Genomic DNA, 15,757 nt, shown 5'->3' on the forward strand with positions numbered 1-15,757 from the left:
CGATGCGCTGCGGACTGGCGAAAGCATAGTGGACCGAAACAGCGCGGGCAATAGGGCAATATTCTCCCCCTGTTTCCAGAGTGTTTCGCAGGGCTCACAAGACTGCCGGCTACCGGCGGCGAATCTGGGAATTTTTCATGTATCGAATTGGAATCGATGTCGGCGGCACTTTCACCGACTTTGCGCTCGTCAACGAAACCGACGCACAGGTCGCGTTTCACAAGGTGCCGTCTACGCCGCACGATCCATCTGAGGCGATCGGGCATGGCATCGCGGGGCTGCTGGACATGCATCGCATCGCGGCATCGGAGGTCGCGCACATCGGTCACGGCACGACGGTCGCCACCAATCTCGTCATCGAGCGCAAAGGCGCGGCGACCGGGCTGATCACGACCCATGGCTTTCGGGACGTGCTCGAGATCGGCCGCCAGGTGCGTCCTCACCTGTACGACTACGGCGTCGGCAAGCCGCCGGCGCTGGTGCCGCGCAGGCACCGCATCGAAGTGCGCGAGCGGATCGACGCATCCGGCGAGGTACGGGTGCCGCTCGACGAAGACGCCGTGCGCGCCGCTGCGGAGCAGTTTCGCGACGCGGGCATCGAAGCGGTCACGATCTGTTTTCTTCACGCTTACCGGAACCCGGCTCACGAGCGCCGGGCGAGGGACATCGTCCGCGAGGTGCTGCCCGGTGCCTACCTGAGTCTGTCGAGCGATGTATTGCCCGAATTCCGCGAGTTCGAACGCCTGTCGACGACGGTGCTCAACGCTGCGGTCGGGCCGAAGATGGCGCGCTATCTGGAGCGCTTCGTCGAGCGTATCGCCGCGCTCGGCATTCGGGATGAACCGTTCACGATCCATTCGAACGGCGGGCTGATGTCGATCGACACCGTGCGTCACTATCCGGTGCGAACCTGCCTGTCGGGTCCAGCCGCCGGCGTGGTGGGCGCGGCGGCGGTGGGCCGGGCGATCGGTTTTCCGAACCTGGTCACGTTCGACGTCGGCGGCACCAGTACCGACGTCTCGCTGATCTATCGTGGCGAGCCCCTTTTCACCTCGAATCGCCAGGTGGCGGGCTATCCGGTCAGGACGCCGATGGTCGACATCCACGTGATCGGCGCAGGCGGCGGCAGCGTCGCGTGGCTCGACGATGCCGGTTCGCTGAAAGTCGGCCCGCACAGCGCGGGGGCGGTGCCCGGCCCCGTTGCGTATGCGCGAGGCGGCACCGAGCCGACCATTACCGACGCCGAGGTCGCGCTGCAGCGCCTGAATCCGGTTTCACTGTTGAACGGGCGCATGCGCGTCGATTGCGAAGGCGCGCGCGGCGTGATGATGGACAAGGTGGGCGGGCCACTCGGGCTCACGCTGGAGGAAGCGGCCGAAGGGATTCTGCGCATCGCCAACGCGAACATGAGCCGCGCCATCCGCTCCGTTTCGACCGAGCGTGGCTACGGGCTGTCGGAGTTCGCGCTCTATGCGTATGGCGGCGCGGGGCCGCTTCACGCGCTCGACGTCGCGCAGGAGTGCGGCATACCGGTCGTGATCGTCCCGCAGGAGCCGGGCACGATGTGCGCGCGCGGCATCCTGCTTTCGGACGTGTCGTTCGATTTTGTTCGCAGCCAGATTGCGATTGTCGATTCGAAAAACTGGCATCGTATTGTCGAGAGCGTCGACGTGCTGGAGAAACAGGCGTCGGCATGGTTCGATCGCGAAGGCGTCGGCGCCGAGCGGCGCGAACTGTATCGCGTGCTCGATGCGCGCTATACCGGACAGAACTTCGAAGTGCCGGTGCCGATGAATACGGTTTGCTCGGACGACTTCGCCACGTTCGAGGAGCGCTTTGCGGCGGAGCATCTGCGCGAGTACGGCTACAACGTGCCGGGCCGCGCGATCGAAGTGATCAACTGCCGGCTCAAGGCGGTAGGGCAGGTCGCGAAGGCGCCGCTGGCCCGTCTGTCCGCCGGCGAGGCCGACGTGGCGAAGACGGGCAGCCGCTCCGTCTATCACGGCGGCGCGCACGGCTGGATCGATACGCCTGTGTTCGACCGGATGCGGCTCGGCAGCGGCGCGGTCATTACAGGACCGGCCGTCGTCGAGGAAATGAGCTCGACGACCGTGATCGGCCCTGCGCACCGGCTGACGGTCGACGACTTCGGCAATCTGATCATCCGCATTTCCTGAAAGGTAAGCATTGCAAATGAAACTGGGCACCGAGACTACGCGAGACGAAGCCAAGCTGCACGATCCCATCGAGATGGAAGTGTTCATGAACCGGCTGCTGTCGATTACCGAGGACATGAACAACACCTTGGTCCGCGCATCGTTCTCCACCAACATCAAGGAGCGCAAGGACTGCTCCGTCGCACTGTTCGACGTGCGCGGCCGGCTGGTTGCGCAGGGCACGCAGATTCCGCTGCATCTGGGCTCGCTCAACGGCGCTGTGGAGGCCGTGCTCGCGCGGTTTCCCGCGCCGTCGATCCAGCAGGGCGACGTGTTCGTCTGTAACGATCCCTATCTTTCGAAGGGTAGCCATCTGCCGGACATCAACATCGTGACGCCGGTGTTCCACGACGGCGTACCGGTCTTCTTCGCTGCCAACATCGCGCATCACTCGGACGTCGGTGGCAGGGTGCCGGGGTCTATTTCCGGCGACGCAAGGACGGTCTTCGAAGAGGGCATCCGCATCCCGGCCCTGCGCATTGCGCGCGCGGGCTCGATCGACGACGAGGTGCTGAGCCTCATCTGCAGCAACACACGCGACCCGGACGAGCGCAACCTCGACCTGCGCGTGCAGATTGCGTCGAACCAGCGCGGCGTCGACGCGGTCGAGGCGCTAATCGCGCAGATGGGCCTCGCGAGCGTGCTGCAAGCGGTGGACGACGTCATCCGCTATACGCGGCTGCGGCTGGAGAACCGTATCGCGCAACTGGCGCAGGGAAGCTATGTGTTCACGAACTGGCTCGACGACGACGGCCTCGGCGGCGAGCCAGTGGAGATCCGCGTCGCGGTCACGGTCAGCGGGCGCCGCCTGCATTTCAGCTTTGCCGGTTCCGGCCGCGAGGCGCGCGGCGCGATGAACCTGCCGACCAGCGCGCTGAACGCCTGCGTCTATTACGCGGTGAAGGCGTTGCTCGATCCCGAGTTGCCGGCCAATGCCGGCTTGTTCGAGCCGATCGACATCGAAGCGCCGCTCGGCACCATCGTCAATCCGGCACCGCCGGCGGCGGTCGGCGCGCGCTCGATCACCGCGCAAAAGGTGGCCGGCGCGATTTTCGGCGCGTTCCGCGGCGTACTGCCGGCCGGCAGGGTGATGGCCGCGAGCAACGACGTGTGTCCGGTGATCGTGTTTTCGGGGCGGCTCAACACGCGCCCCGGCGAGTTCGTCTATCTGGAGAGCATCGGCGGCGGGGCCGGCGCGCGGCTCGATACGGACGGGATGGACGGCGTGCACGTCCACATGACGAACTCGTCGAACCTGCCGGTCGAAGCGATGGAAAACGAATATCCGCTCCTCGTCGACGAATATGCGCTGATCGCGGACTCGGGCGGCGCCGGACGCACGCGCGGCGGCTTGGGCATCGCGCGGCAAATCACGGCGCTCGCCGACGGTCTGATGTTTTCCGCGCGCTCCGACAGCCATCGGGTCGGCTTGCCGGAGGGCGTCGCGGGCGGCCGCCCGGGCCGTCGCGCGCGGCTCCTGAAGCGCGCCGCGGATGGAAGCGAGACGGTGCTCGACTCGAAGCCGGCGGCAATGCGGCTCGTGGCCGGCGAGAGCATCCGGATCGAGACCTGCGGCGGAGGCGGATACGGCGAGCCGGAAGGCCGCCGGCTCGACGATCTCGAACGCGACGTGCTGGACGGCAAGGTGTCCCGCGCGGCGATTCTGAGCGAATACGGGGCTGCCGCCCGCTCCTGACGCTTGCCTGGTCCCTGTCTCTTCAAAGGAGTGAGCTATGAATTCCGCGGTCGATTTCTGGCCTCTGATCGGGGTTGTGGTTGTTGCACTCGGTTTCGCCTGCCGCTTCAACCCGATGCTGGTCGTCACGGTCGGGGCGATTGCCACCGGCGTCGCGGCGAGGATGCCGCTGCACGACCTGCTCGCCCAGTTGGGCACTGGCTTCGTTAAGGCGCGCAACCTGCCGCTGATCACGCTGCTGCCTCTTCCGGTGATCGGCCTGCTGGAGCGGCACGGCCTGCGCGAGTATGCGCAGCGCGTGATCGTCCGGATCCGCGCGGCCACGGCGGGGCGCCTGCTGGTGCTATATCTGTTCGTCCGGGAACTGTCGGCGGCGCTGGGACTGGTGAGCCTCGGCGGCCACGCCCAGATGGTCCGCCCGATGATCGCGCCGATGGCCGAGGGCATCGCGCAGGAGCGTCACGGACCGATCGGCGATGCGCGCTATCGGCTGCGGGCGTTTGCCGCATCGGCGGATAACATCGGTCTGTTCTTTGGCGAAGACGTGTTCGTCGCGTTCGGCGTGGTGCTGTTCATGCAAAACTTCCTGGAGGGCGTGGGCATCGAGGTGAGCGCTACGCGGCTTGCGGCAGCGGGCATTCCGACCGCGCTCTGCGTCTTTGCAATCCACGGCTTCCGCCTGTACCGGCTCGACAGTTGGCTCGCACGCAAACTGGACAAGCGCGCCGGCACGGTTGCCGAGTCGGCTGCGGAACTCGGGGAGCAAAGCACATGATCGTTTCGGCTCAATACCTGTACTGGCTCGCCGGTGCGCTGCTCCTCGCCGCAGCGGCGATGATCGTGCGCGACGCCGCGCATCCGCGGCGCCTGTGGGCGGCGCTCTTCTGGGCCGATCTCGGCGTGCTGTTCATCGCCGGCGACCGGATGCCGCCGGCACTGGCCGGTTCGCAGGTGTTGCTGCTGACGGCGATCGCCGCATGCGGCGGGCTGCGCCACGGCTCGGCGCGGCGCTTGCCGGGGAGTGTACGCGAGGCCGCCGCGATTCGCCTCGGACCGAAGCTGCTGATTCCGGCGCTGGCGATTCCGGCCATCACGCTGATCGGTTCGCTTGTGTTCAGCAAGACGAAGATCGGCTCGTTCTTCGTGCTGGATCCGGCCAACAGTGCGCTCGCGGCACTCGGCGTTGGCTGCGTCGTGGCGCTCGGCATCGCGTGCTGGCTCACGCGCGAAAGCGTTACGCAGGCGGTGCGCCAGTCGCGCGAATTGACCGACATGATCGGCTGGACGCTCGTGCTGCCGCAGATGCTGGCGATGCTCGGCGCGATGTTTCAGCACACGGGCGTGGGCAAGGCGATTGCCTCGCTCGCCGAGCACTACGCGGCGGTGGACGTGCGCTGGATCGCCGTGGCGATCTATTGCCTCGGCATGGCGCTCTTCTCCGTGATCATGGGCGGCGGTTTTGCGTCGTTTCCGCTGATGGCGGGCGGCGTTGGGGTGCCGGTGCTGATCGGCACGTTTCATGGCGATCCGGCGGTCGTCGCGGCGCTCGGCATGTTTTCCGCTTACACGGGCGTGCTGGTGACGCCCATGGCCGCCCATTTCAACCTGATCCCGGCAGCGTTGCTCGAGTTGCCCGACCGGTACGGCGTGATCAAGGCGCAGGCGCCCACGGCAATGATGGTGCTCGTCGTCAACATGTTGCTGCTGTATTACCTGATGTGAACGGTTCGGCGTCGCGACGGACAACCCGATCGCGGCGACCGTCGATCCGCTCGGCGCACCGGTTTCGACGCGGTGCTGTATCAACCCGGTGGCATCTTCTGTAGGAAGTGAACGTTGCCCGTCGATCGGGATTTCCCTGGTGTGAACCCGGTGAAACTCGTGGCACTCTTAATAAACGTTTAGGTTACAAGGGTTGGTAATGAAGCAACAACGGGAGCAACAGCAACGCCCGACTTTGCATGACGTCAGTGCGGCAGCCAATGTGTCGACCTTCACGGCGTCGCGCGCGCTCAACGGAGGCAGGGGGGTTTCCGCTGAAACCCGCAAGCGCGTGCTGAGTGCTGCCGCGTCGCTGGGTTACGTGCCCAATCAGCATGCCCGTAGTCTGAAGGGCTCGAAAAGCAATGTCGTCGCCGTACTCACTGCCAATATTGCCAATCAGTATTATTCCGTGCTGGTTAGCAGCCTCGAGGCCGCCATTGAGGTCGAGGGTTTCGATTGCGTGACCATGGATACGATACTTGCCGGCGAATACTCGCAAACGCGAGAGGATCGGTTCGTTGCATCCCTGTTGGCGCAGCGCGTCGCTGCGGTCGTGGTTACCTACAATCTGAGCGAAGCCAACATGGCTGCACTCTCCGAGTGGGGCTTGCCACTCATATTCGTTGACTGCCCGGTTCCCGCGGGCTTTGAACAGTATTCCTCAGTATCGAGCAACAGTTTCCAGGGAAGCATGGACATTGGCTTGCATCTCGCGGGCCATGGTTACAAGCGTTGGGCATTTGTCGGGCACACGAAAACGTGGAGTACGCGGCAGCCGCGGCAAGCGGGCTTTGAGGCCGCAGCCAGGGCGACGGGGTCGACGGTCGATGTCATCGAAGGCCGCAATTCGAGTGCAACTGCGAGAGAGGCGGTAACGCAGTACCTCATCAGCATCCCACGGCTTCGTTGGCCGGAGGCGCTGTATGCGTCGAACACAGTGCTTCTGCACGGCACGCTCGAAGCGGTGCATCAACTGAATATCAAGGTGCCCACCGATATCGCGGTCGTCGCGTTCGACGAATTCGAATGGGCCGAGATGATCGATCCACCGATCACGGTAGTCGATCAGGATATCTCAGCAATCGGCAGGGCTGCCGGGGCTTTCCTGATCCGGGCGCTGAAACAGGCGAATCAGGGCGCGGGGGAGGAACTCGTTCTCAAGCCTACCCTGCGGATTCGCCACTCCTGTGGATGCAACCGCTTCGCTGGAAGCGAAGGGCATCCCCTCAGATAAAGTCAATTCGCGCATCGGAATGCGCTAACGTTCGATTGGAGACTAAACGTTTATGTCACTTGCGATTGGTTTGAACAGTGGCTCTTCCTTCGATGGCGTCGATGCCGTCGTTGTCGAACTGGAATTGTCCGGCGACGGCAATCCGGGGCGGCCGAAGTTCGTAGCGGGCCGCAGCTACGACTGGCCCGAGGCCGTTGCCAGGGATGTCCTGAAAGCGTTCGACAACGACCTCACGATCTTTGAATTGTGCCGGCTGAACTACACCGCTGGCGCGGTCTACGCGTCCTGCGCGCGGGAGCTGATGCGCGAACTGTCGCTCAAACCTGAGGATGTCGAAGTGATCGGCTACGACGGCCAGACTATCTATCAGGAACCGGCGGACCATCTGCGGCTCAAGGACTTTGCCGGCAGCGACGATCTCGTTGCGCGCTGGCAGAACGGCCCGTTTCCGTGTGGCCTCCAGATCGGCGAGCCGGCCATTGTGGCGAGCGTGTGCAACGTGCCGACGGTGACCCAGTTCCGGCCGTCGGAACATGCGCTCGGCGGATCGGGCGCGCCGTTGATGCAGTATCTGGACTTCGTCGCGTTCCGCGATATCGGACCTGTTCTGACGCTGAACATCGGCGGCATCGCGAACTGCCAGCTTGCTTATGCTGACCGTTCGAAAATGATGGCGTTCGACACAGGGCCGGGCAACGTCATGATCGACCACGCGTGCCGCGAGCTTCTCAAGCGGCCGTATGACGCGGGGGGCGAGGTGGCCTCGCAAGGCCAGGTTGCGCGGGATCTCCTGTCGCTTCTGCTGACCCATGACTTCTTCGACCGGCCGCCGCCTCGCAGCGCCTGGCGGCGTGACTTCGGGGCCGAGTACGCCCATCAGGTTATCGACGACAACCGCGGCCTGTCCGCAGAAGACCTGCTGTGCACGCTGACCGAATTCACGGCCGTGTCGATTGCGCGCTCCATCGAAAAGCATGTGCCGGGGCTCGACAGTATCCGGCAGGTGATCGCGAGCGGCGGCGGTGTCCGCAACGGTTACCTCATGAAGCGCATCGTGGCCCATCTTCCGGGCGGACTGGAACTGGTGAGCTCCGATGCGTTCGGGATCCCTCCACAGTTCAAGGAAGCCGTGAAATTCGCCACGCTGGCGTATGCCCATGTGAACCGGCTTGCCAACAATATCCCAGCCGCAAGCGGCGCCTCGAGCTTCACGATCCTGGGCAAGTGTGTGATGCCGCCGCGCCTCGCAAGGGTCCTGGGCTGACCGCGGAGCATTAAAAAGGCATCGACGCCGCAAAGACGATCATTGCCAGCGGGCAAGAACTAAACGTTTATGGTGGTTGCGCTTCCCTGGCGGCTGCGACCGCTCGATAAGGCCGAGGCACTCGGCTCAGACATAAAGGACGGAGACATGAAAACCTTCAGGAACACCTTGATCGCTACCTCGCTCTCAGTCGCGCTTCTTGGCATGACGCCGGTCGCTCGCGCGGGTTCCATCGAGGTCGAACACTGGTACACCTCCAGTAGTGAGGCGGCCGCGCTCGCGGTGGTGAAAAAAGAACTGCAGGCCGAAGGCGGCGCGTGGAAAGACGCGCCCGTTGCCGGAGGCGGCGGGGACGCTGCAATGACCGCGCTGCGTGCACGCGTTACGGCTGGCGACCCGCCGGGCGCCGTCCAGTTGCTGGGTCTCGCCGTCACCGATTGGGCGAAGACCGGCGCGCTCGTGAACCTGGACGAGGTTGCGAAGAAGCAAAACTGGGATGCTGTTTTTCCCAAGGAGCTTCAGGCGTTCGCGAAGTACCAGGGGCACTATGTCGGGGCGCCTCTGGATATGCACCGCTCCAACTGGGTATGGATCAACACGAAGTTGATGCAGAAGGTTGGCGGTAAGCCGCCGGTGACGTTCCAGGACCTGATCGACCTCGGCAAGAAATTCAGGGCGGCGGGTGTCGTGCCTCTTGCGATCGGCGGTCAGCCGTGGCAGCAGGGTGTGATTTTCGACAGTGCGGTGCTGGCGGTCGGCGGGCCAGCCTTCTATCGCAAGGCGTTCGTCGATCTCGATCCGAAGGCGCTCGGCAGCGACACGATGGTCAAGGCTTTTGACGAGCTGCGCCAGATCCGTGGACTCGTGGATCCCGACTTTACCAATCGCGACTGGAACCTCGCTTCGACCATGGTAAGCCAGGGCAAGGCCGGCATGCAGATCATCGGCGACTGGGCGAAGGGGGAGTTCATTAGCGCCGGGCTCACGCCAGGTAAAGACATCACCTGCGTTTCCTATCCTGGGACGCAAGGCGACGTCGTGTTTCTCAGCAACCAGTTCGCCATGTTTGCCGGCAAGAATGCCGATCGCAAAACGCAGTTGCTGCTCGCGTCCGTCGTCACGGACCCGAAGGTCGAGGCCAGCTACAGCCTGATCAAAGGAACCATTCCTGCACGGCTTGACGCGCCGGTCCAAGGGATCGATGCATGCGGCCAGAAGTCGATCGACGACCGGAAGATTGCGCTCTCGAACGGCGGCTTCATGCCAAGCATGACGTTCAACCATGCAGCACCGCCGGCCGTCGTGGGCGCCTACCTCGACGTGGTGACTCACTTTTTCAATTCGAACATGAGTTCGCAGGATGCCGTCAAGCAACTGGTCGACGCTGTCCAGAACGCGATGTAACTCCGGACACAAAATGGGCGGGACAAATGCAAACAGCAAACGATCAAAAGCACAGCCTGGCGAGTGAGCCGGTGCATGCGAGTCCGTCCGGCGGGTTGGGCGTGAGGGCGTTCGCCGAACGCGTGCGACGCTGGTTGCCGCAGATAGTTCTCGCGCCGACGGTTGCTGTCTCACTGGTATTCGTCTATGGCTTCATTGTCTGGAACGGATATCTGTCGTTCAGCGCTTCGAGGATGACCCCCGACTATAGCTTCGTCGGTCTTTACAACTACGTGCGCCTTTGGTCAACACCGCGGTGGTACGTAGCGATCGAAAACATCGCCATCTTCGGTCCGCTGTTCGTCGGACTTTCGACGGTGATCGGCTTGCTGCTTGCGATCCTGCTCGACCAGAAGATCCGTATCGAGGGCGTGCTGCGGACGGTATACCTGTATCCGATGGCGATATCGTTCATCGTCACCGGCACCGCATGGAAATGGATTCTCGATCCCGGCTTCGGGATCGAGAAGCTGGTACGCGAACTCGGATTCACGGGATTCACATTCGACTGGATCATCGACCCGAAATACGCCATCTACACCTTGGTCATTGCCGCTGTCTGGCAGTCGTCGGGGTTCGTGATGGCGACCTTCCTCGCCGCGTTGCGGGGCGTGAGCGACGAGATCGTCAACGCGGCGCGAATTGACGGCGCGAGTCTTCCCAAGGTGTACTTGAGGATCATTGTGCCGATGATGCGGCCGGCATTTGTCACCGTGCTGGTCTTGATGACGCATCTTGCGATCAAGAGCTTCGACCTTGTCGTTGCGTTGACCAACGGTGGTCCGGGGTATTCCACTGAGCTGCCGTCCACATTCATGTATTCCGCGACGTTCTCGCGCAACCAGATTGGCGTCGGTGCCGCCAGTGCCATGATGATGCTGATCACGATGGCCGCGATCATGGTCCCCTATCTTTATTCCGAACTCGCTGGAGGAGACAATCGTGAACAGAATCGCGCTTGAGCGGCAGGCGCCGGGAATCAGGGCAGGCCGCGTGGTTCTTTTCGCCGCGCTAGCCGCGTTTGCTTTTATTTACCTCGTGCCGCTCTTCGTCATGCTCGTCACTTCGTTCAAGAGCCTCGACGAAATCCGCAGTGGAAACATGATGGCCCTGCCGTCGCATCCGACGTTCGGCCCCTGGTTGAAGGCGTGGTCCGGCGCCTGCATCGGCATGGCATGCGACGGGATGGCCCCTTATTTCCTGAACTCCATCAAGATGGTCATTCCCGCGGTGGCGATTTCGACCTGCGTCGGCGCCTTCAACGGCTATGCATTGTCGTTGTGGCGATTCCGCGGGGCAAACATCGTGTTTGCCTTCATCCTGTTCGGCTGCTTCATCCCGTTCCAGATTGTCCTGCTGCCGATGGCACGAACCCTCGGCGTACTTGGGCTGGCGTCCTCCACACTGGGTCTGGTTCTTGTCAACACGGTCTACGGGCTTGCCTTCACTACCTTGTTCTTCCGGAACAGTTTCGCCTCGTTCCCGCAGGAACTGATCCGCTCGGCCACACTGGATGGCGCAGGATTTTTTAGCATCTTCTGGAGAATCCTGATTCCCAACTCGGTGCCGGTGGTGGTGGTCACGGTGATCTGGCAATTCACCAATATCTGGAACGAGTTTCTGTTCGGAGCCACGTTTTCGGCGAGTGGAAGCCAACCTGTCACGGTTGCGTTGAACAACCTCGTCAACAGCTCGACCGGAGTGAGGGAATACAACGTCCACATGGCGGCCGCGCTGATAGCCGGCATTCCTACGCTTCTCGTCTACGTCCTGGCAGGCCGCCATTTCATTCGCGGCCTGTTGGCCGGCGCCGTCAAGGGGTAACTCATGTATTCGCTCGAAATTCACCATGCAAGCAAGTCCTATGGATCACAGGACGTGCTGAAAGACATCAATATCTCCATCGGCAGTGGAGAGTTTCTGGTTCTCGTCGGGCCCTCCGGTTGCGGGAAGTCCACCCTGCTGGGTACGATCGCCGGAATTGCCGATATATCCAGTGGACGCCTTATGCTCGGTGGTCGCGACATCACGACCGCACGTCCAAAGGACCGCGACATCGCAATGGTTTTCCAGTCCTATGCGCTCTATCCGAACATGACGGTTCGTCGAAACATGGGCTTCGGGCTTGAAATGCGCGGGGTGCCGGCGAGGGAAAGGAACGACGCGATCGAACGGGTCGCCGAGCAGCTTCAACTGACCGAATATCTGGACCGCAAACCCGCGCATCTCTCCGGCGGGCAGCGACAGCGCGTCGCGATGGGGCGCGCTTTGGTTCGCAAGCCGAAGGTTTTCCTGTTCGACGAGCCGCTCTCCAACCTCGATGCCAAACTTCGCGTTGAAATGCGAACCGAGCTGAAGAAACTTCATCAACGGCTTGCTGCGACCATCGTCTATGTGACCCACGATCAGGTCGAGGCGATGTCGTTGGCGACCCGCATTGCCGTGATGCGCAAGGGTGTGGTTCAACAGATAGGAACGCCGAAAGAGGTGTACGACACGCCCGCGAACACTTTCGTTGCGTCGTTCATCGGCTCCCCATCGATCAACCTGTTCCCGGCCCGCTTCCACGCTGGCGAGCGCAAAATTGTGGTTGGCCACACGGGCCGCAGTGGTCTTGGCGACGTGGCTTTGCGACTTCCCGATGGCTACCCGCCCGGCAAGATCCTGCCGCAAAATGTCCTGGTGGGTCTTCGACCGGAGGCAATTTCGTGGCAACGTCCGGCGGACGCCGACGTCTCGAACTGGCAGTCCGTGTCGGCCACCGTCGAAGTTCTGGAGCCGACCGGTCCCGATACGCTGGCGGTCATCAAGTGGCAAGGGCTCGAAATGACGGCGCGGCTGGATCGCGAAACGTCGCTGCAGGCCGGATCCCCAGCGACGTTCTGGTTCGACATGAACCAGGCGATCCTCTTCGACGCAGCGACCGAAACCAGAATCTCGTGAAGTTACAGGCTATCGCTGTTTCACTGCGAATGGAGAAATGTGATGAATAGAATCAGATGGGGATTGATTGGCGCAACGACGATTGCGAAACTCTGGATGATCCCCGCGATGCGAAACACCGGTGGCGAGGTGGTGGCCGTGATGTCCTCCGACGCACAGCGCGGCAAGGACTTCGCCGCAGCAAACGGCATCCCGCATCACACAACGGATATTGCCGCGCTGCTGCGCGAGGAGATCGACGCGGTATACGTCTCCACCACCAACGAGCTTCATACCCCGCAGGCGCTCGCTGCGCTGGAAGCGTGCAAGCACGTTCTCTGCGAGAAGCCGCTGGCGACATCGATTGCTGACGCGAGAGAAATGGTCGAGGCGGCAGAACGCTCCGGGTTGGTGTTCGCCACGAATCACCACCTGCGTAACGCTGGCACGCACCGCGCGATGAGGAAGGCGATCGCGGATGGCCGGATCGGCAAGCCTCTGTTCGCGCGTGTCTTCCATGCGCGGTACCTGCCGGTGAATCTGCAGGGGTGGCGGCTCAACAGGCCGGAAGCGGGGGCGGGCGTCATCCTCGACATCACGACGCACGATATCGACACCTTGCGCTTTCTTCTGGCCGACGAACCCAGCAGCGTGGTCTGCATGACACAACAGGCGGGCCTGGGTCAAGGCGAGGTAGAGGATGGCGCCATGACGATCTTCGAGTTCGAAAGCGGTCTTATCGCCCAGACACATGACGCCTTCACCACAAAGTACGCGTCGACTGGCCTGGAGATACACGGCACAGAGGGTTCGCTGCTCGCGACCGACGTCATGACGCAAGAGCCGATCGGCGAAGTCGTTCTGAGAACGGCGGCGGGGTCCGAAACGCTCGAGGTCGAGCGGAACAATCTCTATGAGCGCGGCCTGACCTTGTTTGCCGATGCGGTTGCCGGGCAAGGGGAGCCGGCCGCATCGGGCGTTGACGGAATCCGCTCGCTTGCGGCAGCCATCGCCGCATTGGAATCGGGCCGTAGTGGATCGAAGGTCGCGATCAAAATGTAACTATGCGGACTCCGACCTCGTGTCGAGGTTGGCTCCCAGGCATGACCTCAGGACTGTGAATGACCGAATACGCGGATGTTGTAATCATAGGCTCCGGCATGGGCGGGGCGTGCATGGCGCACGCCCTGGCGTCGACGGGCGCGAGGATTGTCATTCTGGAGTACGGACAACAACTGCCTGTGGCTCCGGCGAACCGCGACGCCAGGGCGATCTTTCAGCAAGGTGTGTTTCTTCCGGCTGAGAGGTGGTATGACGTCAAGAGGCGTGAATTCGTACCGGGCAACTACTATTATCACGGCGGCAATACGAAATTCTACGGCGCTGTGCTGATGCGCTATCGCGCGAACGACTTTCTTGGCGTCGACCACCTCGAGGGGAGTGCTCCGCGCTGGCCCTTCACCTACGAGGAGATCGCACCGTGGTATCAGGTCGCGGAAGATCTTTTCAAGGTACGCGGCCAACTGGGCGAGGACCCGACTGAGCCGCAGCATGATAGGCCCTACCTCTTTCCTCCCGTCGCGGATGAGCCGTCGATTGCGAACCTGCGCGAAAGACTGAGGAAAGTCGGGCTCCAGCCGTTTTCGCTTCCGCTCGCCGTCGATATCGACACATGGCTCGCTCACGGCGCGACGCCTTGGGATGCGTTTCCGGATGCCCGATCGGGGAAGATGGACGCGGAAACATGCGCCTTGCTTCCAGCATTGCAGCATCCCAACGTGAAGCTCGAAAGCGGGGCAGAGGTATTACGCCTGATTCGAGACGCTGGGTCTCAAAAGATCGCGAGCGTCGAGTACAGGCAAAACAATGAGGTCAAGCGGATTACAGGTGGCTTGTATGTGCTTGCCGCCGGCGCTGTTCGGTCCACCAAGATTCTGCTGGCATCCGGCAAAGACGGGCTGGCTAACGGGTCGGGAATGGTGGGGCGCCATTTCATGAACCACAACCTCACGGCACTGCTGGCCTACGATCCAGGGTTTAACAACGACTCCGTTTATCAAAAGACCTTCGGCGTCAACGACTTCTACCTCGATGACCAACGAGGTGGACCACCTTTGGGGCATGTGCAGTTACTTGGCCGCGTGTCGGGACAGATCCTCAAGGGAAAACTGCGTCACCTCCCTGAGGGCTTGCTGCAAAGGGCGGCCAACCATACTGCCGATATTCTTTTGATGAGCGAAGATCTTCCGGACCCGGAGAGCAGGGTCTTTCTCGACGGTTCCCGCGTGGTTTTGAACTGGCGACGCTCGAACATGAAGTCGCACCGTATGCTCAAGGAGCGCATGAGCGCCTGCCTGAAGGAGGCTGGATTCCGGCTCACGGTTTCCCGCGCCTTTGACCGGAGCACCACGTCACACCAATGCGGAACCATCCGGATTGGCGACGACGCGGCAACTGCACCTCTCGACCCGTACGGGCGGGCATACGACCATCCGAATCTGTTTGTAGCGGATGCCAGTTGCCTCGTGACATCAGCCGCTGTCAACCCGTCGTTGACCGTAGCGGCGCTTGCACTGCGAACCGCTCAGCACATCAGGCGGTATGACCTCGGCCGATAGGTCGCGTCGCGTGTTCCGCCAGCATCGGGCCAGCCTGGCCACATCGGCAGCCCTATCCCTTGAGCTTCTGCTCAATCGGCACGTCGAGCGAACTCTTCACCCGTTCCATCGCCACGAACGTTCTGAAGTGCTTAACGTTGCCTTCCGCGAAAAATAATGCTCGGGTCAGGGCTGTGTACTCCGCCATGTCGCGCGTCGACATGATGAGGATGAAGTCGACATCTCCTGTCACGTAATAGCACTGCTGCACCTGCGGACACGACCTGAATCGAGTTTTCATCGAGTCCAGCAGCTCGATTGCTTCGCTCTCGGCCGCTACGTGCACGATCAGCGTCACCAGTGCGCCGACTGCCTCCGGCTTGAGCACGCTCTTATCGGCTGCAATCACGCCTTGCGCACGTAGCCGCTGCAACCGTCTCGCGATTGACGGCACAGAAAGGTTAATTGCGTTCGCAATCATCCGGTGCGGCGTCTGATTGTCTCTCTGCACGATCTCCAGGATCTTCAGATCAAAGCTGTCGAGTTCGACTGCCGGAGTGGATGACATGAGAATTTTTCTCGTATTGGGCGTCAAACTTAATAATAAAACAGCTTCCATGA

The 15,757-nt window shown here is 62.1% G+C and carries 13 protein-coding genes; 12 read left to right on the forward strand and 1 reads right to left on the reverse strand.

Annotation, left to right across the window (positions count from 1 at the left end; translation table 11 throughout):
* Positions 1 to 137 precede the first annotated feature (137 nt).
* From AC1ECK_RS01415 to AC1ECK_RS01470, 12 genes are all read left to right on the forward strand, one after another.
* Positions 138 to 2,177, forward strand: coding sequence for a hydantoinase/oxoprolinase family protein (locus AC1ECK_RS01415; protein WP_480315146.1), 2,040 nt, complete (start codon positions 138 to 140; stop codon positions 2,175 to 2,177).
* Positions 2,178 to 2,193: 16 nt separating this feature from the next.
* Positions 2,194 to 3,912 carry a hydantoinase B/oxoprolinase family protein gene (locus AC1ECK_RS01420; protein ID WP_480315148.1) on the forward strand — a complete coding sequence of 573 codons (1,719 nt, stop codon included), beginning with the start codon at positions 2,194 to 2,196 and terminating at the stop codon, positions 3,910 to 3,912.
* Between the two features lie 37 nt (positions 3,913 to 3,949).
* Complete coding sequence (locus AC1ECK_RS01425) at positions 3,950 to 4,687, forward strand: DUF969 domain-containing protein (RefSeq protein ID WP_480315150.1); 738 nt, start codon at positions 3,950 to 3,952, stop codon at positions 4,685 to 4,687.
* Positions 4,684 to 5,634 carry a DUF979 domain-containing protein gene (locus tag AC1ECK_RS01430; RefSeq protein ID WP_480315152.1) on the forward strand — a complete coding sequence of 317 codons (951 nt, stop codon included), beginning with the start codon at positions 4,684 to 4,686 and terminating at the stop codon, positions 5,632 to 5,634. Before AC1ECK_RS01425 ends, AC1ECK_RS01430 begins: the two co-directional genes overlap by 4 nt.
* Before the next feature lie 199 nt (positions 5,635 to 5,833).
* A complete protein-coding gene (locus tag AC1ECK_RS01435) occupies positions 5,834 to 6,910 on the forward strand; it encodes a LacI family DNA-binding transcriptional regulator (protein WP_480315153.1) in 1,077 nt (358 codons plus the stop codon).
* Between the two features lie 52 nt (positions 6,911 to 6,962).
* Positions 6,963 to 8,174 (forward strand): anhydro-N-acetylmuramic acid kinase, encoded by a 1,212-nt coding sequence (locus AC1ECK_RS01440; RefSeq protein ID WP_480315154.1) that lies wholly within the window; start codon positions 6,963 to 6,965, stop codon positions 8,172 to 8,174.
* A gap of 147 nt (positions 8,175 to 8,321) precedes the next feature.
* The gene (locus tag AC1ECK_RS01445; protein WP_480315155.1) at positions 8,322 to 9,578 is read left to right on the forward strand and encodes an ABC transporter substrate-binding protein; all 1,257 of its coding nucleotides are present in this window, start codon (positions 8,322 to 8,324) and stop codon (positions 9,576 to 9,578) included.
* A 26-nt stretch (positions 9,579 to 9,604) separates the two neighbouring features.
* Positions 9,605 to 10,579 (forward strand): carbohydrate ABC transporter permease, encoded by a 975-nt coding sequence (locus tag AC1ECK_RS01450; protein ID WP_480315156.1) that lies wholly within the window; start codon positions 9,605 to 9,607, stop codon positions 10,577 to 10,579.
* 16 nt (positions 10,580 to 10,595) lie between these two features.
* Positions 10,596 to 11,441: a carbohydrate ABC transporter permease gene (locus tag AC1ECK_RS01455; RefSeq protein WP_480315558.1), complete on the forward strand. Its 846-nt coding sequence runs from the start codon at positions 10,596 to 10,598 to the stop codon at positions 11,439 to 11,441.
* A gap of 3 nt (positions 11,442 to 11,444) precedes the next feature.
* The gene (locus tag AC1ECK_RS01460; protein WP_480315157.1) at positions 11,445 to 12,560 is read left to right on the forward strand and encodes an ABC transporter ATP-binding protein; all 1,116 of its coding nucleotides are present in this window, start codon (positions 11,445 to 11,447) and stop codon (positions 12,558 to 12,560) included.
* Positions 12,561 to 12,602: 42 nt separating this feature from the next.
* Positions 12,603 to 13,601 carry a Gfo/Idh/MocA family protein gene (locus AC1ECK_RS01465; RefSeq protein WP_480315158.1) on the forward strand — a complete coding sequence of 333 codons (999 nt, stop codon included), beginning with the start codon at positions 12,603 to 12,605 and terminating at the stop codon, positions 13,599 to 13,601.
* Positions 13,602 to 13,660: 59 nt separating this feature from the next.
* A complete protein-coding gene (locus AC1ECK_RS01470) occupies positions 13,661 to 15,157 on the forward strand; it encodes a GMC oxidoreductase (protein ID WP_480315159.1) in 1,497 nt (498 codons plus the stop codon).
* A gap of 52 nt (positions 15,158 to 15,209) precedes the next feature.
* Here AC1ECK_RS01470 and AC1ECK_RS01475 read toward each other — a convergent pair whose 3' ends face one another.
* A complete protein-coding gene (locus tag AC1ECK_RS01475) occupies positions 15,210 to 15,755 on the reverse strand; it encodes an Lrp/AsnC family transcriptional regulator (protein WP_480315160.1) in 546 nt (181 codons plus the stop codon).
* Between the last annotated feature and the right edge of the window lie 2 nt (positions 15,756 to 15,757).

Source organism: Paraburkholderia sp. SSBN10T, assembly GCF_056619545.1.

What these genes read in the sequence shown, in the direction of transcription:
- AC1ECK_RS01415 (WP_480315146.1), top strand. Translation starts at nt 138, where the DNA reads ATGTATCGAATTGGAATCGATGTCGGCGGCACTTTCACCGACTTTGCG.
- AC1ECK_RS01420 (WP_480315148.1), top strand. Translation starts at nt 2,194, where the DNA reads ATGAAACTGGGCACCGAGACTACGCGAGACGAAGCCAAGCTGCACGAT.
- AC1ECK_RS01425 (WP_480315150.1), top strand. Translation starts at nt 3,950, where the DNA reads ATGAATTCCGCGGTCGATTTCTGGCCTCTGATCGGGGTTGTGGTTGTT.
- AC1ECK_RS01430 (WP_480315152.1), top strand. Translation starts at nt 4,684, where the DNA reads ATGATCGTTTCGGCTCAATACCTGTACTGGCTCGCCGGTGCGCTGCTC.
- AC1ECK_RS01435 (WP_480315153.1), top strand. Translation starts at nt 5,834, where the DNA reads ATGAAGCAACAACGGGAGCAACAGCAACGCCCGACTTTGCATGACGTC.
- AC1ECK_RS01440 (WP_480315154.1), top strand. Translation starts at nt 6,963, where the DNA reads ATGTCACTTGCGATTGGTTTGAACAGTGGCTCTTCCTTCGATGGCGTC.
- AC1ECK_RS01445 (WP_480315155.1), top strand. Translation starts at nt 8,322, where the DNA reads ATGAAAACCTTCAGGAACACCTTGATCGCTACCTCGCTCTCAGTCGCG.
- AC1ECK_RS01450 (WP_480315156.1), top strand. Translation starts at nt 9,605, where the DNA reads ATGCAAACAGCAAACGATCAAAAGCACAGCCTGGCGAGTGAGCCGGTG.
- AC1ECK_RS01460 (WP_480315157.1), top strand. Translation starts at nt 11,445, where the DNA reads ATGTATTCGCTCGAAATTCACCATGCAAGCAAGTCCTATGGATCACAG.
- AC1ECK_RS01465 (WP_480315158.1), top strand. Translation starts at nt 12,603, where the DNA reads ATGAATAGAATCAGATGGGGATTGATTGGCGCAACGACGATTGCGAAA.
- AC1ECK_RS01470 (WP_480315159.1), top strand. Translation starts at nt 13,661, where the DNA reads ATGACCGAATACGCGGATGTTGTAATCATAGGCTCCGGCATGGGCGGG.
- AC1ECK_RS01475 (WP_480315160.1), bottom strand. Translation starts at nt 15,755, where the DNA reads ATGGAAGCTGTTTTATTATTAAGTTTGACGCCCAATACGAGAAAAATT.